This is a genomic window from Bradyrhizobium sp. CB82 (genome assembly GCF_029714405.1).
Lineage (GTDB): Bacteria > Pseudomonadota > Alphaproteobacteria > Rhizobiales > Xanthobacteraceae > Bradyrhizobium.
Genome location: NZ_CP121650.1, coordinates 4,837,961 through 4,859,865 on the forward strand (window position 1 = coordinate 4,837,961; position 21,905 = coordinate 4,859,865).

General features: G+C 62.3%; 25 protein-coding genes. 17 read left to right on the top strand and 8 right to left on the bottom strand.

What is annotated here, in order from left to right; genetic code table 11:
* Positions 1–48 precede the first annotated feature (48 nt).
* Entirely contained in the window at positions 49–1,005 is a 957-nt protein-coding gene (locus tag QA640_RS23460; RefSeq protein WP_283035322.1) for an alpha/beta hydrolase, read from the top strand.
* Here the strand turns inward: QA640_RS23460 and QA640_RS23465 are convergent.
* Complete coding sequence (locus QA640_RS23465) at positions 999–1,910, bottom strand: septal ring lytic transglycosylase RlpA family protein (protein ID WP_283042865.1); 912 nt, start codon at positions 1,908–1,910, stop codon at positions 999–1,001. The two genes, QA640_RS23460 and QA640_RS23465, sit on opposite strands and share 7 nt — an antisense overlap.
* A gap of 850 nt (positions 1,911–2,760) precedes the next feature.
* On the opposite strand from QA640_RS23465, the gene QA640_RS23470 reads away from it, so the two are divergent.
* Entirely contained in the window at positions 2,761–2,892 is a 132-nt protein-coding gene (locus QA640_RS23470; RefSeq protein ID WP_283035323.1) for a hypothetical protein, read from the top strand.
* A 27-nt stretch (positions 2,893–2,919) separates the two neighbouring features.
* Here the strand turns inward: QA640_RS23470 and QA640_RS23475 are convergent, their stop codons facing one another.
* Positions 2,920–3,186, bottom strand: a complete 267-nt coding sequence (locus QA640_RS23475) for a hypothetical protein (RefSeq protein WP_283035324.1) — start codon at positions 3,184–3,186, stop codon at positions 2,920–2,922.
* A gap of 271 nt (positions 3,187–3,457) precedes the next feature.
* Positions 3,458–3,775: a DUF1476 domain-containing protein gene (locus QA640_RS23480; RefSeq protein ID WP_283035325.1), complete on the bottom strand. Its 318-nt coding sequence runs from the start codon at positions 3,773–3,775 to the stop codon at positions 3,458–3,460.
* A gap of 520 nt (positions 3,776–4,295) precedes the next feature.
* On the opposite strand from QA640_RS23480, the gene QA640_RS23485 reads away from it, so the two are divergent.
* Together QA640_RS23485 and QA640_RS23490 are read left to right on the top strand one after the other, a co-directional pair.
* A complete protein-coding gene (locus QA640_RS23485; RefSeq protein ID WP_283035326.1) occupies positions 4,296–4,574 on the top strand; it encodes a DUF3551 domain-containing protein in 279 nt (92 codons plus the stop codon).
* Between the two features lie 1,565 nt (positions 4,575–6,139).
* Positions 6,140–6,337 (top strand): hypothetical protein, encoded by a 198-nt coding sequence (locus tag QA640_RS23490; protein ID WP_283035327.1) that lies wholly within the window; start codon positions 6,140–6,142, stop codon positions 6,335–6,337.
* 317 nt (positions 6,338–6,654) lie between these two features.
* On the opposite strand, the gene QA640_RS23495 is transcribed toward QA640_RS23490, so the two are convergent.
* Positions 6,655–7,518: a hypothetical protein gene (locus QA640_RS23495; protein WP_283035328.1), complete on the bottom strand. Its 864-nt coding sequence runs from the start codon at positions 7,516–7,518 to the stop codon at positions 6,655–6,657.
* A gap of 748 nt (positions 7,519–8,266) precedes the next feature.
* Between QA640_RS23495 and QA640_RS23500 the strand changes: the two genes are divergently transcribed.
* Positions 8,267–8,464 (top strand): hypothetical protein, encoded by a 198-nt coding sequence (locus QA640_RS23500; RefSeq protein ID WP_283035329.1) that lies wholly within the window; start codon positions 8,267–8,269, stop codon positions 8,462–8,464.
* Positions 8,465–8,482: 18 nt separating this feature from the next.
* Here the strand turns inward: QA640_RS23500 and QA640_RS23505 are convergent, their stop codons facing one another.
* A complete protein-coding gene (locus QA640_RS23505; RefSeq protein ID WP_283035330.1) occupies positions 8,483–8,725 on the bottom strand; it encodes a hypothetical protein in 243 nt (80 codons plus the stop codon).
* A gap of 1,450 nt (positions 8,726–10,175) precedes the next feature.
* Here QA640_RS23505 and QA640_RS23515 point away from each other — a divergent pair.
* The 3 genes from QA640_RS23515 to QA640_RS23525 all read left to right on the top strand — a co-directional run bounded on the left by QA640_RS23515 (position 10,176) and on the right by QA640_RS23525 (position 12,082).
* The gene (locus QA640_RS23515; RefSeq protein ID WP_283035331.1) at positions 10,176–10,625 is read left to right on the top strand and encodes a hypothetical protein; all 450 of its coding nucleotides are present in this window, start codon (positions 10,176–10,178) and stop codon (positions 10,623–10,625) included.
* Positions 10,626–10,864: 239 nt separating this feature from the next.
* Positions 10,865–11,386 (top strand): lytic transglycosylase domain-containing protein, encoded by a 522-nt coding sequence (locus QA640_RS23520; protein ID WP_283035332.1) that lies wholly within the window; start codon positions 10,865–10,867, stop codon positions 11,384–11,386.
* Positions 11,387–11,536: 150 nt separating this feature from the next.
* Positions 11,537–12,082: a hypothetical protein gene (locus tag QA640_RS23525; RefSeq protein WP_283035333.1), complete on the top strand. Its 546-nt coding sequence runs from the start codon at positions 11,537–11,539 to the stop codon at positions 12,080–12,082.
* A 152-nt stretch (positions 12,083–12,234) separates the two neighbouring features.
* Here QA640_RS23525 and QA640_RS23530 read toward each other — a convergent pair whose 3' ends face one another.
* A complete protein-coding gene (locus tag QA640_RS23530; protein ID WP_283035334.1) occupies positions 12,235–12,408 on the bottom strand; it encodes a hypothetical protein in 174 nt (57 codons plus the stop codon).
* 275 nt (positions 12,409–12,683) lie between these two features.
* Entirely contained in the window at positions 12,684–12,899 is a 216-nt protein-coding gene (locus QA640_RS23535) for a hypothetical protein (RefSeq protein ID WP_283035335.1), read from the bottom strand.
* Positions 12,900–13,381: 482 nt separating this feature from the next.
* Here QA640_RS23535 and QA640_RS23540 point away from each other — a divergent pair, with 482 nt between their 5' ends.
* The 3 genes from QA640_RS23540 to QA640_RS23550 all read left to right on the top strand — a co-directional run bounded on the left by QA640_RS23540 (position 13,382) and on the right by QA640_RS23550 (position 14,767).
* On the top strand, positions 13,382–13,585 hold the full coding sequence (locus QA640_RS23540; RefSeq protein ID WP_283035336.1) for a hypothetical protein: 204 nt from the start codon (positions 13,382–13,384) through the stop codon (positions 13,583–13,585).
* A 144-nt stretch (positions 13,586–13,729) separates the two neighbouring features.
* Complete coding sequence (locus tag QA640_RS23545; RefSeq protein WP_283035337.1) at positions 13,730–14,014, top strand: hypothetical protein; 285 nt, start codon at positions 13,730–13,732, stop codon at positions 14,012–14,014.
* Positions 14,015–14,299: 285 nt separating this feature from the next.
* Positions 14,300–14,767, top strand: a complete 468-nt coding sequence (locus tag QA640_RS23550; RefSeq protein ID WP_283035338.1) for a cupin domain-containing protein — start codon at positions 14,300–14,302, stop codon at positions 14,765–14,767.
* Positions 14,768–14,888: 121 nt separating this feature from the next.
* Here QA640_RS23550 and QA640_RS23555 read toward each other — a convergent pair whose 3' ends face one another.
* Positions 14,889–15,707 carry an IclR family transcriptional regulator gene (locus QA640_RS23555; RefSeq protein WP_283035339.1) on the bottom strand — a complete coding sequence of 273 codons (819 nt, stop codon included), beginning with the start codon at positions 15,705–15,707 and terminating at the stop codon, positions 14,889–14,891.
* Between the two features lie 152 nt (positions 15,708–15,859).
* Here QA640_RS23555 and QA640_RS23560 point away from each other — a divergent pair, with 152 nt between their 5' ends.
* From QA640_RS23560 to QA640_RS23585, 6 genes are read left to right on the top strand one after another with little or no spacing between them, the layout of a single operon-like run.
* A complete protein-coding gene (locus QA640_RS23560; protein WP_283035340.1) occupies positions 15,860–16,855 on the top strand; it encodes an ABC transporter ATP-binding protein in 996 nt (331 codons plus the stop codon).
* Positions 16,848–17,543, top strand: a complete 696-nt coding sequence (locus QA640_RS23565) for an SDR family NAD(P)-dependent oxidoreductase (RefSeq protein ID WP_283035341.1) — start codon at positions 16,848–16,850, stop codon at positions 17,541–17,543. Before QA640_RS23560 ends, QA640_RS23565 begins: the two co-directional genes overlap by 8 nt.
* The gene (locus QA640_RS23570; protein WP_283035342.1) at positions 17,540–17,824 is read left to right on the top strand and encodes a (2Fe-2S)-binding protein; all 285 of its coding nucleotides are present in this window, start codon (positions 17,540–17,542) and stop codon (positions 17,822–17,824) included. Before QA640_RS23565 ends, QA640_RS23570 begins: the two co-directional genes overlap by 4 nt.
* Positions 17,821–19,191 carry an NAD(P)/FAD-dependent oxidoreductase gene (locus QA640_RS23575; protein WP_283035343.1) on the top strand — a complete coding sequence of 457 codons (1,371 nt, stop codon included), beginning with the start codon at positions 17,821–17,823 and terminating at the stop codon, positions 19,189–19,191. Before QA640_RS23570 ends, QA640_RS23575 begins: the two co-directional genes overlap by 4 nt.
* Positions 19,188–20,348: an FAD-dependent oxidoreductase gene (locus tag QA640_RS23580; protein ID WP_283035344.1), complete on the top strand. Its 1,161-nt coding sequence runs from the start codon at positions 19,188–19,190 to the stop codon at positions 20,346–20,348. Before QA640_RS23575 ends, QA640_RS23580 begins: the two co-directional genes overlap by 4 nt.
* Positions 20,326–21,876: an ABC transporter substrate-binding protein gene (locus tag QA640_RS23585; protein WP_283035345.1), complete on the top strand. Its 1,551-nt coding sequence runs from the start codon at positions 20,326–20,328 to the stop codon at positions 21,874–21,876. Before QA640_RS23580 ends, QA640_RS23585 begins: the two co-directional genes overlap by 23 nt.
* Positions 21,877–21,905: the final 29 nt, after the last annotated feature.

Genomic DNA, 21,905 nt, shown 5'->3' on the forward strand with positions numbered 1-21,905 from the left:
GGCGCCTCACGATTTCCGACCAAACCTCTGAAAGAAGGCGGAAAAGCGATGTCGTCCTCCCGCGTGATCCCGGCCAATGGGATCGACCTTTTCGTCCGGGAGCAGGGTCAGGGGCCGCTGGTGGTGCTGTGCCACGGCTGGCCGGAACTGTCCTACTCCTGGCGTCACCAGATCCCGGCGCTGGCGGCGGCCGGTTTCCGTGTCGTCGCTCCGGATATGCGGGGCTACGGCCGGACCACAGCGCCGTCGGACGTTACCGCCTACTCCATCTTCGACACTGTCGGTGACGTCGTTGCTCTGGTGCAGGCGCTTGGCGAGACCAAGGCCATGGTCATCGGTCACGATTGGGGCGCACCAGTGGCCTGGCATGCGGCCCTGTTCCGGCCGGACATGTTCACGGCAGTGGCGGGCTTAAGCGTTCCTCCGCCGTTCCGCGGCCGCGGCAAGCCGCTCGACCTATTGCGTGAGAACGGCATCACCAATTTCTACTGGCAGTACTTTCAGACGCCCGGCGTTGCCGAGGCGGAGCTTGAGCGCGATGTTGCCCACACCATGCGCATCGTGCTGGGTGGGCGCGGGCTGTCCGACCCGACGGCGGCGATGTTCGTTCAGGACGACAAGGGCTTTCTCGGCCACGCCAGCGGCTCGGAGCCGCTGCCGGGCTGGCTGACGGAGGCAGACCTCGCCTATTTCACGGAGACCTATCGCAAGTCCGGCTTCCGCGGCGGCCTCAACTGGTACCGCAACCTGGACCGCAATTGGGAGCTGACCGCGCCCTGGCAGGATGCGCAGATCCATCAGCCCTCGCTGTTCATCGCCGGCTCCAAGGATGCCGTCATCACAGGCCTGATCGGCGCCAAGCGCGTCAACGAGCTCGAGCACGTGCTGCCCAACCTGAAGCGCAAGCTGATCATCGAGGGCGCCGGTCACTGGGTGCAGCAGGAGCGACCCGACGAGGTCAACACAGCGCTGGTGGAGTTCCTGAAGGAGAGTGCGGCTCAGTAGAGCCCGCGGCCGCTCAGGATGTTGCGCGCCTCTGCCGCGCCGTCGTCGGAGGCATAGGCCGCCGATGGCGCCGTATCCGACACATAGCGGCCGTCCTGGTCATAGGACACAGCGCGCGCGTTCTGGAGCCCCCGGCCGCGGCTGCGGCTCGAAGCCGACAATTCCGAGGTCGCGTTGATCGAGGTCACATCGGCCGAAGTATTGCCGAGGCTGTAGGGCCGCCCCTCTGGCACCGGAACCTCGCCACGGATCGCGCCATGGCTGGAGGCCGACAGTTCCGGGACGAACGGCCTGGCCGATGCGACGCGGACCATCGAGGGGGTCGGCGCCGGAATGCCGGTGCGCAAGGTGGCCATCAGCTGGCGGTCGTCGGAGCCCTCAAGGGGCGCCCGGCCGACATATTCGACGCGGACCCTGGCGACGCCATTGCCTTTGAATTCAAGCAGTTCAGCGGCCTTGTTCGAGACGTCGATGAGGCGGTTACCGTGATAGGGCCCACGGTCATTGACCCTGACGATCAGCGATTTGCCGTTGAAAAGATTGGTCACCCGCGCGTAGCACGGCATCGGCAAGGTCGGGTGCGCCGCGGTCAGCGAGCCCATGTCGAAGATTTCGCCATTGGCAGTCAGGCGGCCGTGGAAGTCGTCGCCGTACCAGGAAGCCAGTCCCTCGGCGCGGTAGTGGGCATCCTCCTCCGGGACGTATGTCCTGCCGGCCACGACATAGGGCTTGCCGACGCGGTAGGTGCCGCCGCCCTTGGGCACCGGATCGCCCCAGGCCACGACGCGCGGGCTGGAGGATACGCCGTATTTCGGATCGACGCGGCTGGCGAATTTGCCAGATGAGGCGCAATTGGCGAGCGCGAGGCAGGTCGCGGCAGCCGCAACACCACGTGCGGCCCGCATCATCGAATCTGACCGTCGGATCCCCATTCGCCCCAATACCATCTCGCCGGATGTGTGCCCAAGCCCACGACTGCGTGCAAGCAAGGCCTTCTGCCGGACTTTGCCCGAAACGGCCCACCACCGGCTCGGAAGTAGTGACGATATCGCAACGCGATCACGGCGGAAATGGGGAGCGCGCGGCTCTCGCACCGAGATGGTAAACCAGAGGTTGGCATTTCCTCCGTTGATCTACGGAGCGCCGGCGCGCGAAGCATCCTAATCCCGTCCCGGTCCTGGACAAACTGTTGCGGCGAATCCTCACTGCTTCCCGATTGCAAGTGCGCACATTGGAATCCTTTTGACTGTGCAGGGCGGTACGCGTTTTGTCGCGTGTGCGAGGGGCGCAACGGAAGTTTGCGATGATTGAGACGGTTTCAGCATTGATGGGTCTGGTAAGCGCGGGAATTTTCCTGGCCCATGCATTCGAAGGATACCGCACGAGGGCATAATGCCTCGCGCGGAAGCATCACCTCTTTCAATTGAGCGCGTTCGGAAAGTTTTAATCAATCCGGTCGAGCATCGAGTACGAGAGTGGCAGGTGGCCTATGCGCAACCATGATCTGGTGTCGGACGGTTTTCTGGCGTTGACCGCAGGCGGCTTGGTTCTGCTCTGCTCGAGTCTGATGGCCCTGGCGTTCGCCTGAGGCGCGCCAACTTTTCCCTTATTCCAACGCTTGCAATGTTGCGGCGCAAAAGCCTGCCGGTCGTGCGTCCAGTTTTTTCGGCCCGCCTGCCTCCGTTTTAGTTGATTGAATTTCCCTCCCTCATGCCTCGACTCAAATTTGAAGAGGCCATCACCGATGAGGGAGACATGCTTGCCGAGAAATTCTTCCTGGTCCTGGAATCCCTGATCCGCACGGACCGCACCCATCCGGACGGAAGTCCCCGCGTCGTCAGCACGTCCCCGCACGTGCCGGTCAAGCTCCCGAGCCAGAGCAAATAGCCCGCGCACCACCCAGACTGTGCGAACTTAGCGCAGGCCAAGCACCGCACGGCGATAGCCGCTGCTCTTGGCTTCGTTCAGGCAGACGAAGCTGCCATCGAAGCCCTGCCCGTAGAGTTTCTGCCCCTTGCCGTAGTAGCGGCCCTTCTTGAAATCCAGCCATACCACCTTGTCGGTCGGACAATAGCGTTGCGCCTGGTCCGCGTAGCGAAATGGCGTCAGCGGCAGCGCGGCTGCTTCGCTGATCACGGCTCCGCAGAGCACGATGGTTGCAACAACCGCAATCGTCCGCACGATGTCTCCAATGATGTCAGCCGAAAATCAGCGCCGCCCGGAGGTCAGGATAGCATCATGCCGCAGGCGGCGCACGATCCTGACGTCGCGTCTTCCGCAAGCCATCGCGTCGGGCTACATCTGATCACTGTGTCTCGGCTCGGGTCGCGCCGGCTATACCGAGCAGGGCGTGATGTGGCAGGTCCTGATCCACGTCACCTTCGTGGCATCGGCGATCGGGATTGCCTTCGTCGATCGCCAGAGCGACGCGGCCTCGCAGCCACGAATAACTCTATTCGGGCCCCTTCAGCTGCTGCACGGCCTGGTGCAGGAATTCCTGAAGCTTCTGCGCGACCTGCTCGGGTGAGATCCCCTTGCCAGAGAGGTCAGTCGAGACTTTTCCCAGGACGTGATCGACCGTCTTGTTTTCGAGATTGGCGGTCACGAGCTCCGTCGAGTAGCGGGTGGCAGCATCGCCGCTCAGCCCGAGCTGCCCCGCGGCCCATATGCCGAGCATCTTGTTGGACCGGGCCGTGGCTTTGAACATGAGCTCCTCGTCGTGAACGAATTTGGCCTCAAAGCCCTGCTCGCGCTTGTCGAACGTGGTCATGGTCAGGCTCCCTCCCGTTACGATCGTCTCCGCTGTCGCTTTGCCATCTGCGACGAACTGCCTGGTCGAATAGCCGACCGAGCGGCGGAACCGCCGGTTGTCGACCGTTGGGGATCAGATCACGCATCGGACTATAGCACAGGCGCGGTGACCAGCCTGAGGCCAGCCTGCCTGATTTACTACTCATCAGGAAGAATCGCGATTGGCTCGTCCCCAACCACCGGGAGACAGCGCATGAACCGAGAGCTGCCTCAGATCGAGTCCACGCAAAAACACCCCCGGCATGCGACTGCCGGGGGTGTGTTCTAAAAAATGGACAGGTAAAGCAATGCGTCATCTGTAGCAGGCGGTCGGCATTTCCGGATGTGACGCGGTTCACAAATGGAGAGAAAAAAGGCCCTGGGTGGACCGGCGGGCCTCCTGGCCTGATCTGCAACGTGCTTGATCGCGTTGAAGCGGCATGTGCAATGTTTTCGAGGTCTTGCCGGCCGCTAAGGATCTTACGACAGGAGATATGATCATGCGCACGACGCTAGCCATCTTGGCCCTGCTCGCCGCGGCAACAGCCGCCCTCGCGGGCCCCGCCTCTCCCGTCTCTCAAGATTACCCCTGGTGCGTCTTTGGCGGGCAGCTCGGCTGGTCCGGCGACTGCTCATATGAGACGAAGGCGCAGTGCCTGGCGTCCGCTTCCGGCCGCTGGAACACCTATTGCGATCTGAACCCGCGCGTCCTGTTCAGGCAGCAGCAGTCCGGACAGCAGCCGGGCGTACCGCAGCCCAGGGTTTACCGCAGGCAATGAAGCTTCCGCCCGGCGCATGTGGACCAGGTCATCTGCGTCAGAAACCGCCGTGTAACCGACACAGGTCACGCCCAAACGAAAATATCGAAAACAACCCCATGCAAAGGAGCCGGTGCCCCATCTGTGCGACGCCTTACGGATTTTACGAAATCGTTTGTCACGTCGGGCAAATCACCGGCACAATGTCATCATCGCCGTCTGTCGTTGCAGCCCAAACATCAAGTTGGAACCGACAGGACGGCCGGTGCGGCTATCCGCAAGACCCGGTGTGTGGCACGGCAGGATCCTGCAGCGATCGATGCCCTGATCTAGTGGGATGCTCTCTCTCGCACAGCATTCAGATCCGCTTTGATTCCTGGGACCGCCGCGGCGTTGGCGGGCTCTCGATTTGGGGGCGGCTCGTTGAGGTCGCGGGCCCAAGACGCGCCCTGTCGAGACGCGCCCGATCGAACTGTCGGCGTCGCACGGTCGGAATTCACGCAAGCAGAGACAAGAACACCAACAAGGGTCAGCGAACCTGCCCATCTCATCATCCGAATGCGCATGCGCATCCAACCGGTTGCCCCGAGAATCGATCCTCAGCTTCGCAATCATGGATCGAGGAATTCTGGTGAACGGCCCGACCCCCCAGCAAGGCAACGCTTAGGGACTTCTCCGGCTCCGCGACTGTAGTCGTGATTCTGTCGAGCCCCATTCGGCGTTCGGCACGTCGCTCCGTTACTACTTTTAGGACGCCTTGTGGCCGCGCCGAGGTTGGAGGACACTGTTCTCATTTCAGACAGTCATTTGGGGGCGAGTCATGCCCAAGATTCTGGAAGACCTATTGTGGTGCGCGGCCCTGGCGACATGGCTCATGCTTCTCTGCGGCTTCATCGTCGCGGCGTGGCGGCCTCTTGCAAAGACCATTCGCCAGCAAGTCGAGATGAGGCTGAAATCGAAAGAGAAGCGAAGCTGAGCAGCGACGCTTCGGCCAAACTCGTTGTCGTCGGTTCGCCGCGGGTCGCATTCAAGATGTGGCGCGCATCAAGAACGTGGCAGGTCTGCATCGCGCCCTGCCCGACCCCGGAACTATTTACGTACGTTGAACATTTGAGCTTACGGGCAGGCTCTTGGAGCTTTGGAATGGGTATGCTCGACCCTGGTCGCTTTCTGATCCCGTGTCCGCAATGCGAGGCTTGGCCGATGTCGGTCAACCCAAAACACGCAAGCTGGTCGAGCCGACCGCATGAGGTGAAGTTCGTCTGCCCGAGGTGCCGCCGTCAGGAGGCCGCGATCATCTCCGCATCCGGCGAGCTGACACCGATCAAGCAGCGTCCCGCGCCCTCCCAAGCAGCGCAGCCGAAAAGCCGGATCTTTTGATTGCAGCGGTGCTGCGCCGTTTGCGGCGCCAATCGTTCTGGCGTCGTGCTCTGCTCCGCCGACTTCAGGCAAAGCCGTTCGTATCGTTCGAGGTCGTCGATGACCGCCGATCTCGCCCCCGTGATTGGAACCGAATGGTCCGCACCGGCATATTAGGTCATTAGTGCGAACCCTACGGGTAGGACCCGTAAGCACGAGGTGACGTCATGCAGCGTCGTCGTTTCAAACAAACCCAATCACTTGAAGAACGACTTTCCGAACAGGCAAAACGCCTAAGATCTGAAGCCAAATTGCTTCCACCAGGCGCCGCGCGGGACGAAATGATCCGCAAAGCGCGGCAGGCCGAAACAGCCTCTCATATGAACGAGTGGCTCACATCGCCGGGACTTCGCCCACCACAATAGAAATCGCGCCCTTGGCCAACCCAAAAATCGGCCCCAGCCAGAAGGCGGGCCGGGGCCGTTAAGAGTTCGACCGCCTTCGGTCATGGTGTCAGGCAGGACCGAAGCCTTCAGCGCGAACGCGGCCCATTACTACTCGTTCCCGGTCCCCCCTGACGAGCAAGAGGTACCTCCTTAGATTTTTGGAACCAACGAGTTGGCGGAGCGTCAATTGGAAGCTTCCAGCCGTAAAGGATATGCCCCCCCAACTGCTGGAAGAAAACCCGTATCGCTCGGGTTGGCGGCCCCCAGTTGGGGCCGTTTAAATTGTGAGCCAGCCCTCATGCCTGCCGACGCCGAATGACCATGAACCGGTCCGGCACGGCCTCGAGTTGCACCAGCGGAATGTCGCTTCCATCGGCCACGGCAAGCAACCAGGAGAGTCTGCCCGCACGGGCGTCCCGAGGCGCATAAAATGTGGCCCCTTTCAGTTCTGGAGGAACCGCTGTGAACCAGATGTCGCCGCGCCGCTCGCCAAACGGCTTCAAGCCTTCGCCAACTACGCCGATCCGCCCCCAGTCGATCGCTCCGCGGTTCGGCAGGATGGTTGCTATCTGCAGAACGGCAAAGCGATAGTCCTCAGCCTGCCTCAGCGCGGCTTCTCGCGAGGCTCGCGGCACCACTTGCGCCTCATCTTCGACGAACAGCCGCTTAAGTATCTCGGCCCTGCGGCATCCGTTAGCGCCGTCATTTCGGCCTGTGCTGCGCCACGAAGGGCCAGTGCCGCGAGGCAGCACAGCAGAGCGCTCCGGATCCAGTTCGAACCACGGCGCCACGCAAGACCTGCTGCCACACAGCACAGCACAAGTCCGAGCGGCTCGGTGAAGATGACGTCCGCTGCGATGACGCCTCGGCTGAACCCTGCCGGCCAGCCCGCCGATGGCTGCAAGGACGAGAAGGTCGAAACGGCTCGCCGGCTTCCTCGGGCAAAATGCCAACGCAGCACACAGCAGGAGCGGCACCAGAAACAGCAACGGCGCGTTCGACATCTGCTGCCAGATCCCGGGCCGGACCGGCGCCAGCCCCGGATCGATCGTGCCCAAAAACGACACCTTGGCGATGGCCGCCACGAACCTGACCGTGTGTCCTCCGTTCGAGGCCACGAAGCCGAGGAGCAGAAATGCTCCGACGAAGCCGAGCGCCATCAGATTGGCGAGAGTGAAGAACCGGTAGACGATCTTGTGCCGGATGGTGAAGCTTGTGAGCAGGCCGGGCGCGGCAATAATGGCCAGCGCACCGATGCACAGCGCGACGTTCGGAAACGACGCAAGTCAAGCGCGAGCATTGGCACCGTAGCACGTTTGGCGCGCCCTCTTGAGAAGCTAACCTAGGTAGGTCGTCTCCGCACTGCGGGCGGCAAGGGTGCGCATTTACTTGGATAAGACGCCCTGCCCGCGCGACGTTGGAATGCCAGCGCTGTTCAGGCCGTAGGCCGCACCGCAGCCGATCGACTTGCTCCGGACAGGGATGCAGGCGCGCGGTGACTGGCCGAGCGCAGCCGATGAATTTCGGATTGATGAAGTGAATCACGACGGCCACGGAGGCTGGTCATCGCGGAAGGACAATGCGTGCGCCCGCTCTCGTGCAATGGCAGCGACTGGACGAACCGCTATCTGGCGCCCCGCGTCCAACCGGTCGAACGTGATCCGTAAAAGCAGCCGGCCGTACTGCAGGAGAGTGTGCAACAATCTCGGCGCCACGCAGGACTTGAAAAAGGAATCCCCACTCAGCGTGTTGTCGAAGCGTAGGCGCGCCAGCGTGATCCCGCGGGCCTCGTGTCTGGGCGCGACTAGCCACTGTCCTTAGCGCGCTAAGCGTCGCTGGATCGCAGTTAATAGAACTGCAAGGCTACGGGCGTAAGATGCAAGTCTGCTCACTACCAGGACGCTCGAAATGGCCGAGTACGTCATCAGGGAAGTTGGCCTTCATCAGTGGCTCGTGTTCGCCGATCGGAAATGCATTGCTTTCTGCGCCGCTGAAAATGAGGCGGTGAAGGCAATGAACGAACACAGCGCGCGCAGCCGTCGACCACCGAACTCAATGTATGTTGAGCCAGGGCAAAGTCCGCCGGTTCGAGCCGGCGAGGTGTAGCGCAGTTTTCTCTTAACGTCAGCCGGCGGGCATGCGTCGCCAGCCGCTGCCGGTTGCGCCTTCCCGTGGGATCGGCGCCGGCGCTTCATCGTCCACCCTCCAGGAGACGGCCTCGGAGATCACCGGCCTCGTCTTCGACGATCCTATCAGGCAGTGCACTCCGTCTCGCGCTGGCTCTGCATCAGGTTGCGCCAGCACGAAGATCAGCAATTCGGTGCCCGCAACGATGCCCTCGATCTCCGCCTCGTTCTGGAAAGCCATCCGCCGGGCTCATAGGATTGAAGGCCAGGCCAGGAGCTGATTTCGACGCGCCCATTCGTCCGTTGCTTCTTTTTTGGACGTCTTGTCGCCGCGATGCTCACTATGCAGTTTGTGCCAGACCACATCATTTGGGTAGGTATCCGGTTCCTTTGTGCGAAATCGAACATTCAGGCGCCTCTGGCTCGGCTAAGCTCCCGTCATGAGATACCTGAATCGCGAGGGGGCCTATGAGGGTGTTGGGTGATCTGGTGATACGCTGGCGCATGCGCAATTTTTTATTGGTTTGCCCGTCCTGCAAAAACGCCACATCCGCGATTCGCGCACGCTACATGCTCGGCGAAGAGCGCTTGACGTGCGATCGTTGCGGAGCGACCGACTCGGTTACTTTCTGGCGGTTCGAAGGGATAGCTCAGCGCGCGTGTGCGGCGGAGCCACTGACTGCGCGCGTCGCAGCTCACGCTCCGTAGCTGGGAAAGCAACGGCACTTCATTGATGTTTGGATCTTAATTCTGGGGCATTTTTCCATGGTCAAATCAAATTGCTTGATCGTACGAGCCTATGGCAGGCAGCTGGATCAACTGCGCGCAGAAGCATCCCGTATTGCAAGGGGAAGCAAGCTTGATTGGTGGATCGAGCGAGCCGATATCGGAACGCGCTTTTGCTTCGAGGACGCTGAAGCAAAACGGGCCTTTGCCTCAATCTGCGAAAACTTCGCTGTTTCGTGCAGCGATGCTTAAGAGGATGAGTCCCACCGGCACGACCGAAACCGCACCTTTCGCAGAGGCGCCGAGAAAGCTCGAGGAAGTGGCTTCTATTGCGGAAGCGCCGCCGTCAAAAACCGATCGCGTCCGCCCCCGGCACTGATGAAAAGCGACCGCGGCTCCCTGCTGTAGTCATAGCTGACCTCGTCCTCAGCGAGCTTCGGAAAATGGACGGCTTTCCACGAAGCGCCGTCTACGGATATCGGCCCTGGAACGCGATGATCAGGTTCGCACCGTTCTCGACCACCTCCCAGAACGCTGCCCGCCTGCGACACACTTTGCCGGACATCGTGCTCAAGCTCCGTCAATACGTCGACCTTGAGGGATAGCAGTTCCAAGTTACCCTGCCTGATCGCACGGTCACCGCCCTGGTGACCACCCGGTGACCGATGCCAAAGTCATCAGCGCAGGCCAGTCGGCCCTGTAGTCAAGGGCGCCTCAGTTTCGCGGCCTCTCGCTCATTCTGACGCAACCGCGAAGGCAGATCTCCGGATCGCGAAACCACTCCCATGCTTCTTTCCCTGCCCCCGCGTTAACCCTATCTCGGATCTCATCCTGTATCCGCGCCGGCTAGTCTAATTCTGCCGCCAAGCCGCCTCATTGGACCTCTGCAATCGTCTCCGATTTTCGGGCGCTCATTTCCGGCGGACTTTGAGCGAGGCTTCTTCCTCGGAACAGCGTGAAATCAGATGAGAGTGGCTCTCATCCTTGTCGGCCTCAGTACAGTCGCGGTGATGGAGTTCGAGACCCCGCCGCGCGCGACAAAGCCTGTGAACGAGCCGACCGCTCTGGCGGCCGTTGGCTCATTCGACACGCTGACGACGGCAGACCGCCTCGAAATCCCGCACATGCTTGAAGCGCCACCGCAGCCGATCTCCTCGAGCGAAGCGATGTCCCCGCCGGATCACCCCTCAATGATTACGGAGCAGCCTTCGAAGATCATCGAGCAGCACAAGCGCAGCGCACGCGGAGGAAAATCCGCGGTCGTGCTGCCCAGAGTTCGGCCCGAGCGGGGAATTTCCAAGGTAGCTGCGAAACTCAATCGCTCCAAACCGGTCGCGGAGGTCAAACCGTGCCCGTCGGGTGCCTTCGATGGCCTCCTCCGAGCATTGAACCTGTCAACGCGATGCCAGACCTAGCGCAACAGTTTCTCCGCATCGACATGGCCGATGGCTGCGCGCGGCGCCTCGGACATGCGACGGAGCAGACACGCCTTCGCGACGAAATCCGCCCCCCTCGCCCAGACGAGCGTGCTTACGTTGTCGCGTCGCGGAACTGGCTGTCAGCGGAAACCATCACCGCTGCTCTTGGAGTGGCGATCGGCCTGGCTTTCATCGCAAGCTTCATCTTAGCTCGCGACGCGCATTTGAGCGGGAAATTGATCGACAAGACGGCCGCCAAGGCATTGGTCGAGCGCATCATCGTCGCCGAGTCCAATGGTGACCCGAATATTAAGAACCGGCGGTCGAGCGCGACCGGTGCCGCCCAGTTCCTCGATGACACGTGGCTCGAAGCCGTCCGAAGGCACCGACGCGATCTGATCCAAGGGCGCAGCGACAAGGAGGTGTTGGACCTGCGGCGAAATCCCGAGCTTGCGCGAGAGATCACCACGCGGCTGGTCGAGGAATATGCCGCGATCCTCAACAATCGCGGTCTGCCGATCACGCCCGGTTCTCTCTACCTTGCCCATTTCGCGGGACCGGCGGGCGCCGTGGCGCTATTATCCGCCGCGGAAAATGCCGATGCGGCTTCCCTGATGGCCGCCGCTGACGCGACGGGACGGACCACACGCGATAAGCTGATCAACGCCAATCCGTTCCTCAAGGCACTGACGGTTGCCGACATCAAGGCGTGGGCAGATCGCAAGATGGCGGCGGGCAATTCGTCAGGGCGCTTGTGAGAGCCTTGGGGATCCGTCCGACGGCGAAAAGGAAGGCCTCCTCCACCGCGGCTTGAGGGCGTACCGAGCCCCAATCATAGTAAACCGATCCTTAACCTGCCGTCGGTATATTCGCCGGTGACCGTCCGATCAAAACGGGAGCAAACACACATGCCCGTCGAGATGCTTACTTACGCCGATCTTGGCGAAAGGCTAAAAATCTCCCCGGAAGCTGCAAGAGCGCTCGCCAAGCGACATCGACTGCCGCGCTCGCGTTCGAACGATGGCAAGACGCTGGTACATGTCGACCTCAGCGAGATCAGCCATTCTCCCATCGCGCGCGCATCCCAGGCCCCCGCCGGTCACCAGGTGGTCACCGCCCTGAAGGAGCACATTGCAACGCTGCAGAGCGATCTCTTGGAGATGAAGGCAATCGCCGGCGGTCATCGGGCGGACTTCGAGAGAGAGTGTGATCGCACCAGCAAGCTCCTGGCGGAACTGCTGAAAGCGAATATTGAAACCACGGCAGCTCGAGAGAAAGCCGCCCACCTGGAGGGGAGACTGTCGACTGTAGGGCCGCCTTGGTGGCGGCGACTGACGGAGACTTTAACGCATATCCCGCTGGGCGCCGTTCGGCGGAGTTGGTCGTTGCCCAGTCAGGCAATCAATATCGTCGCGCGCGGAGAAGAAAAGCAGGACGTCGCGAGCGCGGTCTGAGAGCCGCGCCTCGCCCGCGGCGAGGACGGACAACATCCATCCGGCAGCGGCTTCATTGCGCGCAATGGTAGCGACCGGACCAACGCGTTATCGACAGGCGAGGGCCGGCGGCCAGAAGCGAACTGCCAAGGGGGTCCACGGCGTCAATCGCATTATGGCATCATCGCCATTGCCGAGAGGTCGCTTGCCGAGAAGCTTGGGCCGCCCGACGCGAAATAGATGGCGACGAGTGCGATCACGGCAAATGCCGCATAACCAAGAATAATCGAACCGTCGTAGCTACGAACCAGGGACGGCATGGGCGCTGAACGATGTGCAATGTCCATGAGCAATTTCCTATTCGAAAAGCGCTTCATTGCGCGGCATGATCTTAGGATTGGTCTGTAAGACCGCTGTGAAGTGCTTCACAGCACGGGTCCTCACATTGTCGTCAGAGAATTGAAGCCGTCCGCGGCCGGGGGCGACGCCCGAGCGCTTCGCGTTGCCTTCGGTGTCTTGGAATGCTCGCCTTTCGTCCAATGACGAGCCCTGTCTGTGCCTGGCGCCAATTGCCCCAAGCCGATGGTTGCCAGCATCGAAAGCGACGAGTGCAGATCCGTTCCTACCGCTGCAGCAGCGAGAGCAGCCGTTGTCGGTCTTGCTGGCGCTGCTGCTGGCTCTCGCGCATTATCTCCAGTTCGGCCTGGGCGCTGCTGGCATCTTGATGTTGCCGTTTCAGGTCAACGATCAGCGCCTCCTGCTCGGCGAGCCGCAGCTCTGCTTCGACGACATTGCGCTCCAGCTGCCTCAGCTCATCCAAGAGTGCTTCGTTAAACATGGACCAAGCACCATCACCCCGCACGAAAGCAGAAGTAGAAACGGCCCCAGCACAACCCTAAATGCCGGGGCCGTTGGAGGTTGCTTGGCGTATTTGGGTGGACCAAGCCGAGCGAGCCTAGCCTGGTCGGAAATTTTGTTATGTCCAATTTTGCACCGAGGAACTGGTTCAAATTTGCCGACTTTTCCTGACTGGATTCGCTTCTCGCCGGACAGACGGTGGTCGCAGCTTGAGAGTTGGCTGCGGAGTCATTTCAGCACGGCGTTAGGTCGGCGAGCTTTCGATACTGAGGGCCGCCACTGGGGCAGGCTTTGCGCGAGCCGTGGACCTTCGGCCTGAACTTGGGACTTCACGGGCTTCAACGTTCACTTCTGAACAGAAACGACCTTAGGCGGCTGCCAACGCTAACCATAACTGCGACCGAGGCTTGATTAGACATATCCTAAAACTTACAGTTGCGCCTTTCAGTATGGAATATTTTGATGATGGTCCGCTTACCCATAGTCGCGGTCATCTCGCCCGACGGGGGAAGGTCATACTGGGTTGCGGCGGTCGAACCTGAGAAGGCGACCGAAGCAGTCGCGCTGGTCGTCGGCGACGGGCACAATACTAGGCTCTTGCAGCACCGCCTGCGCGTGAAATCAGATGCGCTTCGACCAGGCGAAGTCCGCCGGCTCGGGCTCTAACCAGAAACCTACCCACTAAGGGCATTCATCTCCCTCAAAAGAGCCGCCTTCCGGGTTCCACGCCGGTCTATTTATCTTGTCACCCACATTGGCGGGGTGAGATCGGGCGCTCTCGCTGCCGTCCCTTGGAGGGGAGTCGTGCGGATGACCCGCTACTTCTTTCACGTTCACAACGGCATTTCCGTGTTCGACGACGTCGGGCTGGAGCTTCCCGATATCGAAGCTGCGGAAGCAGCGGCGATCGAATTGAGCGGCCAAATTCTCAACGATGGGCCAGACGGTCCGTTGTGGCAGAACAACAAATGGCGCGTCGAGGTTACCGATGGCCCCGGGATCCTCGGCCAGACTTTCCTCGTCGTTCAGTTTTCAATCACGCGCCCAGCGACCAACCCTACCGCGGCGGCAGGCAGAAGTTTGCGATCAAGGTGAAGAACCGCGCCCATTCGCCTTTGAATACGAGGTCGCGGCAGCGCTCGAATGAACGGCCCGAGCCGGAAGGCGAGCTGAGGCCGCAGGAGTTCGCACCGCCTTCTGTCATGGTACCAGGCTGGACCGAAGCAGCAGACGAACGCGGCCCATTGCCACTTGTTCCCGGTCGCCGTGAACAAGCAAGGAGTACCTCCGTTGAGGGCGCGGCAAAGTGGTCTCTTCACACGCGGGGGAAGATTCGGAGGATGGCTTCGAACGACCGTGCAAATTGCAGTGGGGAAACCAATGCCGCTCGCGCTTATCGAAACCGATCATTGCAATGTAGATGATCTCAAGCCGTCGCCCATCGAGCCATCCTGGGTCATCGAAGGCAATCCGGAAGCACACTCGCGCCTTTTGTCGACGAGCGCATGCAACACCGCCAAGACCCTGATCTGGTCCTGTACCGGAGGTCGGTTCAACTGGTACTATGATTTGGACGAGACGGTGGTGATCCTCGAAGGATCGATCGTGCTTGAGAGCGCGGGCATGCCGCCGAAGCGCTATGGCGTTGGTGACGTCATCTTCTTCCGCAAAGGTGCGCACGCCAAATGGCATGTCGAGGGCTACGTGAAGAAGGTTGCCTTCTGCCGGCTGCACAATCCGTTCCCGCTCGGTTTTGCCATCCGCGCGGTCAACAGGCTCAAGTCCCTCATCAAGCGAAATAGCCCGGTCCGTCGAACCACCGAGGCGTCGCTTTCGAGTGCGAGGTAGTTGGCCCGCCAACGCAAACCCGCGGGCCTCGTGTTCATCGGCTCGCGGCGCCAATCGCCATCTTGTCGTCAAAGGCAGTTCTTCACCGGGCGTGCCTCGACCGCCGCTTTTGCGGGCGATCTCAATACGAGCCGGCCTGTAGCCCCGGCCTGCGCAAGGCTGCGTCGAACGGGTTAATCTTCGGCGCAAGCGCCTCTGCCTCGCGCCGGAGCACCTGGACCACAGTCGGCAAGCGCTCGGCGTTGAGCCGCTCGAGCGTGGTACCGATGCTGATTGCGGCGAGCGGTCGCCGCTCGCGATCGAGAATCGGTACGGCAACCCCAGCCATGTCCGGCAGAAGCCCCGAGCCGCGCGCAGCAAAGCCGCTTTTCCGCACCCGCTCGATTTCATTGCGGAAGAACACTTCGTCGAACAGGCCGAAATGCAGGAGGCGCGGCAGGTTGAAGCGGATCACCTCTTCACGTTCCGCTTCCGGCAAGTGGGCGAGGATTGCCATGCTGCCTTGGCCGACGCCAAGGATCACCTTGCCGCCGACGTCGTTGGTGAAGGAGCGGATCGGTACCGGCCCCTCGCAGCGGTCGAGACAGACCGCATCGTATCCGCTGCGTACCAGCAGGAACACGGTGTCGCCTAACGCCGCGGACAGCCGCAACAGCACAGGTCGGCAAATGTCGCGCAGATTGCTCGGATTCCCCGCTCGGGCCGCAAGCGAAAAGAATTCGATACTCAGCCGGTAGTACTTGCTGCGCGCATCCTGCTCGACCATGCCTTCATCGATCAGCATGCGCAGCAGCCGATGCGCCGAGGCCGGGGTCAGTCCGGCCGTTTGGGCCGCATGCGTCAGCCGCGCCCCCTCGCCGCCACTCGCAGCCAACGCACGCAGCAATGCAACGGCGCGCGGTAGACTACCGGAAGGTCCGTTCCCGAAGGCGTCGTCCATCAGTGAAAATATTCCGTGCATAGGGAACGGGGATATTACACATAATGGAAAAATAGGGCCAGCTCTTTGCACATATCGGAATACGGCATTGACACGACTGAAATCAACGACCTGAATAGAGGGTGACGTCCTCGCTCTGGCAGTCCCGTCCCATGCGCGAACCGGTCTTGCGTGTCGAAGATCTTCGAGCCGAATTTCGCATTGGCGCGGAATGGTATCCGGCCGTCGACGACGTCTCCTTCGCGCTCGACCGCAATGAGACGCTGGCCCTGGTCGGCGAGTCCGGGTGTGGCAAGTCGGTGACGGCCCTCTCCATCATGGGTCTTGTGCCGCAGCCGCAGGGCCGCGTGTCGGCGGGCCGCATCTTGCTCGACGGAACGGATCTACGATCGCTCGATGAGACAGGGTTCGAAGCTCTGCGCGGCGACCGCATGACGATGATCTTCCAGGAGCCGATGACGAGCCTGAATCCGGTGATGAGCATCGGGACGCAGGTCGCCGAGGCGCTGCGCATCCATCGCGGCCTGTCGCGCGCGGACGCGGAGGCGAAGGCGCTCGCCGTACTCGAGGAAGTGAAAATTCCGTCCGCAAAGCAGCGCTTCCACGATTATCCGCATCAATTCTCAGGCGGCATGCGCCAGCGCGTGATGATCGCGATGGCGCTCGCTTGCGAGCCGATGCTGTTGCTTGCCGACGAGCCAACGACCGCCCTCGACGTGACGATCCAGGCCCAGGTGCTCGGGCTGCTCGCCGACTTGAAGGCACGGCACGGCATGACCATGCTGTTCATCACGCATAATCTCGGCGTCGTTGCCCAGATCGCCGATCGCGTTGCCGTCATGTATGCGGGCCAGATCGTCGAGGAAGCGCCCGTGCACGAGATCTTCACAAAGCCGGCCCACCCGTATACGCGCGCGCTGTTTTCGGCGATCCCGCGTATGGATCGTGACGAGCAGACGCTCGCCGCGATTCCGGGTCGTGTGCCACCCTTGAACGACATGCCGAAGGGGTGCCGCTTCGCGCCGCGATGCCCATTGCGCCGCGCCGGATGCGAGGCGCCGCAAGTTCTGGCCGCCGCCGCCCCGCTGCATCTCGCGCGCTGTCACGTTGCAACCAGCACTCTCGCCAAGGAGCTTGCTCGTGCTTGAGGCGACTGGTCGGGTCGTGATGGTCTCCGGTGCCTCCCGCGGGATCGGCCGCGCCGTGGTGGAGCGCCTGGTCGCTGGCGGCTATCGCGTCTCGGCAGCCGTGCGCGATCCGCGCGGACTGGTCGGATCCGACCGACTGAAGCTGCATCATTACGACGCGGAATCACTGCCCTCGGCGGAAGCCTGGATTGAGGCAACGATCGAGCATTTCGGTCGGCTCGACGGCCTGATCAACGCGGCAGGAATCAATCCGGAAGCTGATCTCACCGACCCCGACGAGTCGGCGCTCGACGCCATGATGCTGATCAACGTCAAGGCGCCCATGCGACTCATTCGCCTCGCGCTCCCGCATCTGGCGAAGAGCGGCGAAGGACGGGTGATCAACATTGCTTCGATGTCAGGCAAGCGTGTCCGCAATCCCAACGTCGGCTATGCGATGAGCAAGTTCGCGCTGCTCGCACTCACCCATGCCGTGCGGCAATACGGCTGGGACCACGGCATTCGTGCGACCGCGATCTGCCCGAGCTTTGTTGCGACCGACATGACTGCGCATGTCACCAAATGGCCGCGTGATAAAATGAGCGATCCAAGCGACATCGCCGAACTGATCGCGACGGTCCTGCGCCTACCCAACACGGCGACCATCGCGGAGCTGCTGGTCAATTGCCGGCTGGAGGACATGCTATGAGACTGCGACGCCTGGCGGAAACGGACCGGCCGGCCCTGTCATTCATGCTCGACGGCGCTCCCGCGGCCGCACTCGAGGGCGACACCCTGCTCACGGCCATTCTCGCGCACGACGGCCACCTGCGCGCGAGTGAATTCGGCGATGGCCTTCGTGCGGGCTTCTGCCTGATGGGGGCATGCGAGGATTGCTGGGTGAACGTCGAGGGTCTCGGCCGCGTGCGCGCCTGCACGACCCCGATAACCGACGGCCTGCGCGTGTCGCGCAGCATGGTGCAGCCATGAGCGTCGTTATCGTCGGCGCTGGTCCGGCTGGCACGCGCGCGGCCGAGGTTCTTGTCGGCGCAGGCCTGCGCCCGATCGTGATCGACGAAGCCCCGGACAGCGGCGGACGCATCTATCAACGCCAGCCCGCCGGATTCCATCGTACGGCGCGCGCCCTATACGGCTTCGAGGCCCCAAAGGCCCAGGCCATTCACGACAGCTTCGACAGGCTGCGCCCTGCGATCGACTTCCGACCTCGGTCGCTTGCATGGAACCTGCGGTCCGGCGTGGTCGACACCATCTGCGATGGAAAGGCCAGCGCAGTGCCTTTCGAGCAGACAATTCTTTGCACCGGCGCGATGGACCGGGTGATCCCACTGCCGGGCTGGACGCTGCCGGGCGTCTTCACTCTGGGTGGGTCGCAGATTTCCTTGAAGGCGCAGGGCTGCGCCATTGGCGCGCAGGTCGCCTTTGTCGGGACGGGCCCCCTGCTCTATCTCGTCGCCTATCAATATGCCCGCGCCGGCGCGCAGGTTGCGGCCGTGCTCGACACGACACCATTCACCACCAAGGCGCGCCAGGCGTTCGGGCTGATGCATGGCGGTGCAACCTTCGCCAAAGGCCTCTACTACATCGCGTGGCTGCGTGCGCACGGCATCCCCCTCGCCGAGGGCGTGACCCCGCTCGCGATCGAGGGTAACCGCCAGGTTGAATCGGTGAGCTGGCGGGACGCGCGGGGCACCCGGCGCGAAGCGGCAGTCGATGCCGTCGCAGTCGGCTGGGGGCTGAAGCCGGAGGCGCAGCTCGCCGATCTTGCTGGCGTGCCGTTCGACTTTGATCCAGTGCAGCACAATTGGGTGCCGCGCCAAGAACCCACCGGCCGAACATCCGTCGAAGGCGTGTTCCTCGCCGGCGATGGCAGCGGGATTCGCGGTGCGGATCTCGCCGAGGCGGCCGGCGCACGCGCCGCCTGGGCCGTAGTGGCGGCCCGCGGCTTGCCCGTCGATGCGTCTGCAGTGGCACGCCTCGATGCGACGCTGACGGCTGGCGCCAGCTTCCGCGCCGCACTGGAGCGGGCATTTCCATTTCCGGCAAAACTCGCGGCGGACATGACCGACGATACGATCCTTTGCCGTTGCGAGGCGATCACTGTGGGCGATCTGCGCGCGGCTGCGAACGAGGCATCGGCGACGCTTGCGCCGTCGGAGGTCAACCGGGCCAAGGCCCTCACCCGTGTCGGCATGGGGCGCTGCCAGGGGCGCGTCTGCGGCGCAGCAGCGGCCGAGGTGCTGGCAGCCACGCTTTCCTGCCCGGTGGAGCAAGTCGGCCGCCTGCGCGGACAGCCACCGGTCAAGCCGATTCCCATCCTTCCCGCGGAGGCCGCATGAGCGCCACGCCGACCGATGTCTTGATCGTGGGCGGTGGCGGCGCAGGCTGCTCCACGGCCCTGCATCTCGCAAGCCGCGGCGTGCGATGCATTCTGCTCGAACGCGGCCAGATCGGCGGGCAGGCCAGCGGCGTCAATTATGGCGGCGTGCGCCAGCAGGGACGCCACCCGGCAGAATTGCCGCTCGCGCGCCGCTCCCGCGAAATCTGGGCGAAGCTGCCCGAGCTCGTCGGCACCGATTGCGAATTCGAGGTGACTGGCCACCTGAAGCTCGCGCGCAACCAAGCCGAGGAGGCCGACCTCGTCGCCTATCTCGATATCGCCAAAGGCAACGGACTTCCGTTGATCATGATCGGTGGCAACGCCATCCATCAGCAATATCCGTGGCTCGGCCCCGATGTCGTGGCCGGCTCGCTCGCTCCCGACGACGGCGCCGCCAATCCGCGACTGTTGAGTCCCGCGCTCGCGCGAGCCGCACGCGATAAGGGCGCTGACATCCGTGAATTCTCGCCAGTCAGTACCGTGGCCCATGACAGTTCTCAGTTCATCGTGAGGTCGGGCGAGCATGAATTTTGCGCCAGGTATCTCGTGAACACAGCCGGCTATTGGGGCGGCGCGATCGCCAGGACATTCGACGAAGCGGTTCCGGTCTCGCCGCTCAGCCCGAACATGCTGGTGACCGAGCCCCTGCCCTACTTCATCACGCCCAATCTGGGCGTCGTCGGCGGAGACGTCTACCTGCGTCAGATTCGCCGTGGCAACGTGATTTTCGGCGGCGGCCGCGGGGAATCCGATCCGGATGTTCCGCGTTCACGGCCATTGCCCGAACCAAGCTATGCGGTCATGGCGAAGGCGCTGCAGCTCGTGCCGCGGCTTGCGGGCGTGCAGGTGATCCGCAGCTGGACCGGCATCGACGGCGAAACACCGGACGATATTCCGGTCATCGGGCCGAGCCGCACGACGCCCGGCCTGTTTCATGCATTCGGCTTTTCAGGTCACGGCTTCCAGCTCGGCCCTGTCATCGGGGCCATCATGAGCGAGCTCATCGTCGACGGACGCACGGATGTCCCGCTCGAGCCGTTCCGTATCGATCGTTTCGCACAGGACGTATCATTCAACCAGCAGGAACAGAAACATGAGGCTTCGAATCGCGCTTAGTGCGGCCCTCGCGGCCGCCACCCTCGTTGCGGTGCCTGCTTCGGCGGCGCCAAAGACCGATCTGAAAATCGGCATGGCCGCCCAGGATGTCGGCCAGCTCGATCCGCATCGCGCGGTCAGCACGATCGACCGCACCGTGGTTGCCTGGATCTATAATGGCCTCGTGCGCTTCAAGCCGGGGACGATGGACCCTACGCAGATCGAGCCGGATCTTGCGGAGAAATGGGAAGCAAGCGCCGACAAGCTCGACTGGACCTTTCATCTGCGCCGCGGCGTCAAGTTTCACGGCGACTTCGGCGAACTGACCGCCGATGACGTCGTCTTCAGCCTGAAGCGAGCGGGCGATGCCAAGACGTCGGCCTTCTCCGCCGACTTCGCCGCTTTCAAGACCATCGAGGCTGCGGATCCCTACACCGTGCACATCGTGTTGGCGCGGCGGGTGCCGAGTCTGCTCGGGTTGCTCACCAATTATTCCGGCGGCTACATCGTCAGCCGCAAGGCGGTCGAGAAATATGGCGCGGACTTCACCCGCAATCCGGTCGGCACCGGCCCCTTCGCCTTCGTTTCCGATACGCCGAACCAGTCGCTCGAGCTCGCAGCCTTCGACGGCTATTTCCGCGGCAAGCCGAAGCTGCAGCACGTGAGCTATCGCTACATTCCCTCCGACTCCTCGCGTGACCTCGCCTTCCAGAATGGCGAAATCGACCTCATCTACGGCAAGCAGGATCAGGCCTGGATCAACCGCATCCGCGCGTTGCCGAATTCGATCGTCGACGTGTTCGAGCCCGGCGAACTCGCCAATCTCAATCTCAACGTCACAGCGAAGCCGCTCGACGACATTCGCGTGCGGCAGGCAATCGCCTATGCGGTCAACCGGCCGGAATTGGTCAAGTGGCAGGGTGCCGACACGGCACGGCCGGGCCAGAGCGTCATTCCGGCCGGCTATCTCGGATTTTCGAAGGATGTCGGTCTCGTGAATACCGACATCGCCAAAGCCAAGGCGCTGCTCAAGGAGGCGGGTTATCCCGACGGCGTGACGATCAAGGTGATCCACACGCAGTTGCCGCAGATGCTTGGCAGCATGCAGGTCGTGCAGGCGCAGCTAAAGAAGGCAGGCATCAATCTCGACATCGAGGTCGTCGATCATGCCACATTCCACCAGCAGATCCGCAAGGATTTGAGCCCGATCGTCTATTACGCGGCGGCACGATTTCCGGTGGCGGACATCTACCTCACCCAGTTCTTTCACTCCGCGAGCATCGTCGGAAAGCCGACGGCAGTCACCAATTTCAGCCACTGCGACGTGGCGGACAAGGAAATCGACGCTGCCAAGACCGAGCCCGACACCGAAAAGCAGGTTGCACTCTGGGTCGAGGCGCAGAAAAAGATCGTCGCGGCCGTCTGCGCGGTTCCGCTGGCCGAGGCCTTGCAAATCTGGGCGCATCGCGCCGACCTCGACTTCGGCTATGAGTTGAAGGCGTCGCTGTCACTCGGTCCGGTCTTGACCGAAGCCACGCACTTCAAGTGAGCTAAGCGGGACAGAGCCACAGGATCGCT

Excerpts from the sequence above, each read along its gene's own strand:
- QA640_RS23460 (WP_283035322.1), top strand. The coding sequence starts at position 49 with ATGTCGTCCTCCCGCGTGATCCCGGCCAATGGGATCGACCTTTTCGTC.
- QA640_RS23465 (WP_283042865.1), bottom strand. The coding sequence starts at position 1,910 with ATGCGGGCCGCACGTGGTGTTGCGGCTGCCGCGACCTGCCTCGCGCTC.
- QA640_RS23470 (WP_283035323.1), top strand. The coding sequence starts at position 2,761 with ATGCTTGCCGAGAAATTCTTCCTGGTCCTGGAATCCCTGATCCGCACG.
- QA640_RS23480 (WP_283035325.1), bottom strand. The coding sequence starts at position 3,775 with ATGACCACGTTCGACAAGCGCGAGCAGGGCTTTGAGGCCAAATTCGTT.
- QA640_RS23485 (WP_283035326.1), top strand. The coding sequence starts at position 4,296 with ATGCGCACGACGCTAGCCATCTTGGCCCTGCTCGCCGCGGCAACAGCC.
- QA640_RS23490 (WP_283035327.1), top strand. The coding sequence starts at position 6,140 with ATGCAGCGTCGTCGTTTCAAACAAACCCAATCACTTGAAGAACGACTT.
- QA640_RS23495 (WP_283035328.1), bottom strand. The coding sequence starts at position 7,518 with ATGGCGCTCGGCTTCGTCGGAGCATTTCTGCTCCTCGGCTTCGTGGCC.
- QA640_RS23500 (WP_283035329.1), top strand. The coding sequence starts at position 8,267 with ATGGCCGAGTACGTCATCAGGGAAGTTGGCCTTCATCAGTGGCTCGTG.
- QA640_RS23505 (WP_283035330.1), bottom strand. The coding sequence starts at position 8,725 with ATGGCTTTCCAGAACGAGGCGGAGATCGAGGGCATCGTTGCGGGCACC.
- QA640_RS23515 (WP_283035331.1), top strand. The coding sequence starts at position 10,176 with ATGAGAGTGGCTCTCATCCTTGTCGGCCTCAGTACAGTCGCGGTGATG.
- QA640_RS23525 (WP_283035333.1), top strand. The coding sequence starts at position 11,537 with ATGCCCGTCGAGATGCTTACTTACGCCGATCTTGGCGAAAGGCTAAAA.
- QA640_RS23530 (WP_283035334.1), bottom strand. The coding sequence starts at position 12,408 with ATGGACATTGCACATCGTTCAGCGCCCATGCCGTCCCTGGTTCGTAGC.
- QA640_RS23535 (WP_283035335.1), bottom strand. The coding sequence starts at position 12,899 with ATGTTTAACGAAGCACTCTTGGATGAGCTGAGGCAGCTGGAGCGCAAT.
- QA640_RS23540 (WP_283035336.1), top strand. The coding sequence starts at position 13,382 with ATGATGGTCCGCTTACCCATAGTCGCGGTCATCTCGCCCGACGGGGGA.
- QA640_RS23545 (WP_283035337.1), top strand. The coding sequence starts at position 13,730 with ATGACCCGCTACTTCTTTCACGTTCACAACGGCATTTCCGTGTTCGAC.
- QA640_RS23550 (WP_283035338.1), top strand. The coding sequence starts at position 14,300 with ATGCCGCTCGCGCTTATCGAAACCGATCATTGCAATGTAGATGATCTC.
- QA640_RS23555 (WP_283035339.1), bottom strand. The coding sequence starts at position 15,707 with ATGGACGACGCCTTCGGGAACGGACCTTCCGGTAGTCTACCGCGCGCC.
- QA640_RS23560 (WP_283035340.1), top strand. The coding sequence starts at position 15,860 with ATGCGCGAACCGGTCTTGCGTGTCGAAGATCTTCGAGCCGAATTTCGC.
- QA640_RS23570 (WP_283035342.1), top strand. The coding sequence starts at position 17,540 with ATGAGACTGCGACGCCTGGCGGAAACGGACCGGCCGGCCCTGTCATTC.
- QA640_RS23575 (WP_283035343.1), top strand. The coding sequence starts at position 17,821 with ATGAGCGTCGTTATCGTCGGCGCTGGTCCGGCTGGCACGCGCGCGGCC.
- QA640_RS23580 (WP_283035344.1), top strand. The coding sequence starts at position 19,188 with ATGAGCGCCACGCCGACCGATGTCTTGATCGTGGGCGGTGGCGGCGCA.
- QA640_RS23585 (WP_283035345.1), top strand. The coding sequence starts at position 20,326 with ATGAGGCTTCGAATCGCGCTTAGTGCGGCCCTCGCGGCCGCCACCCTC.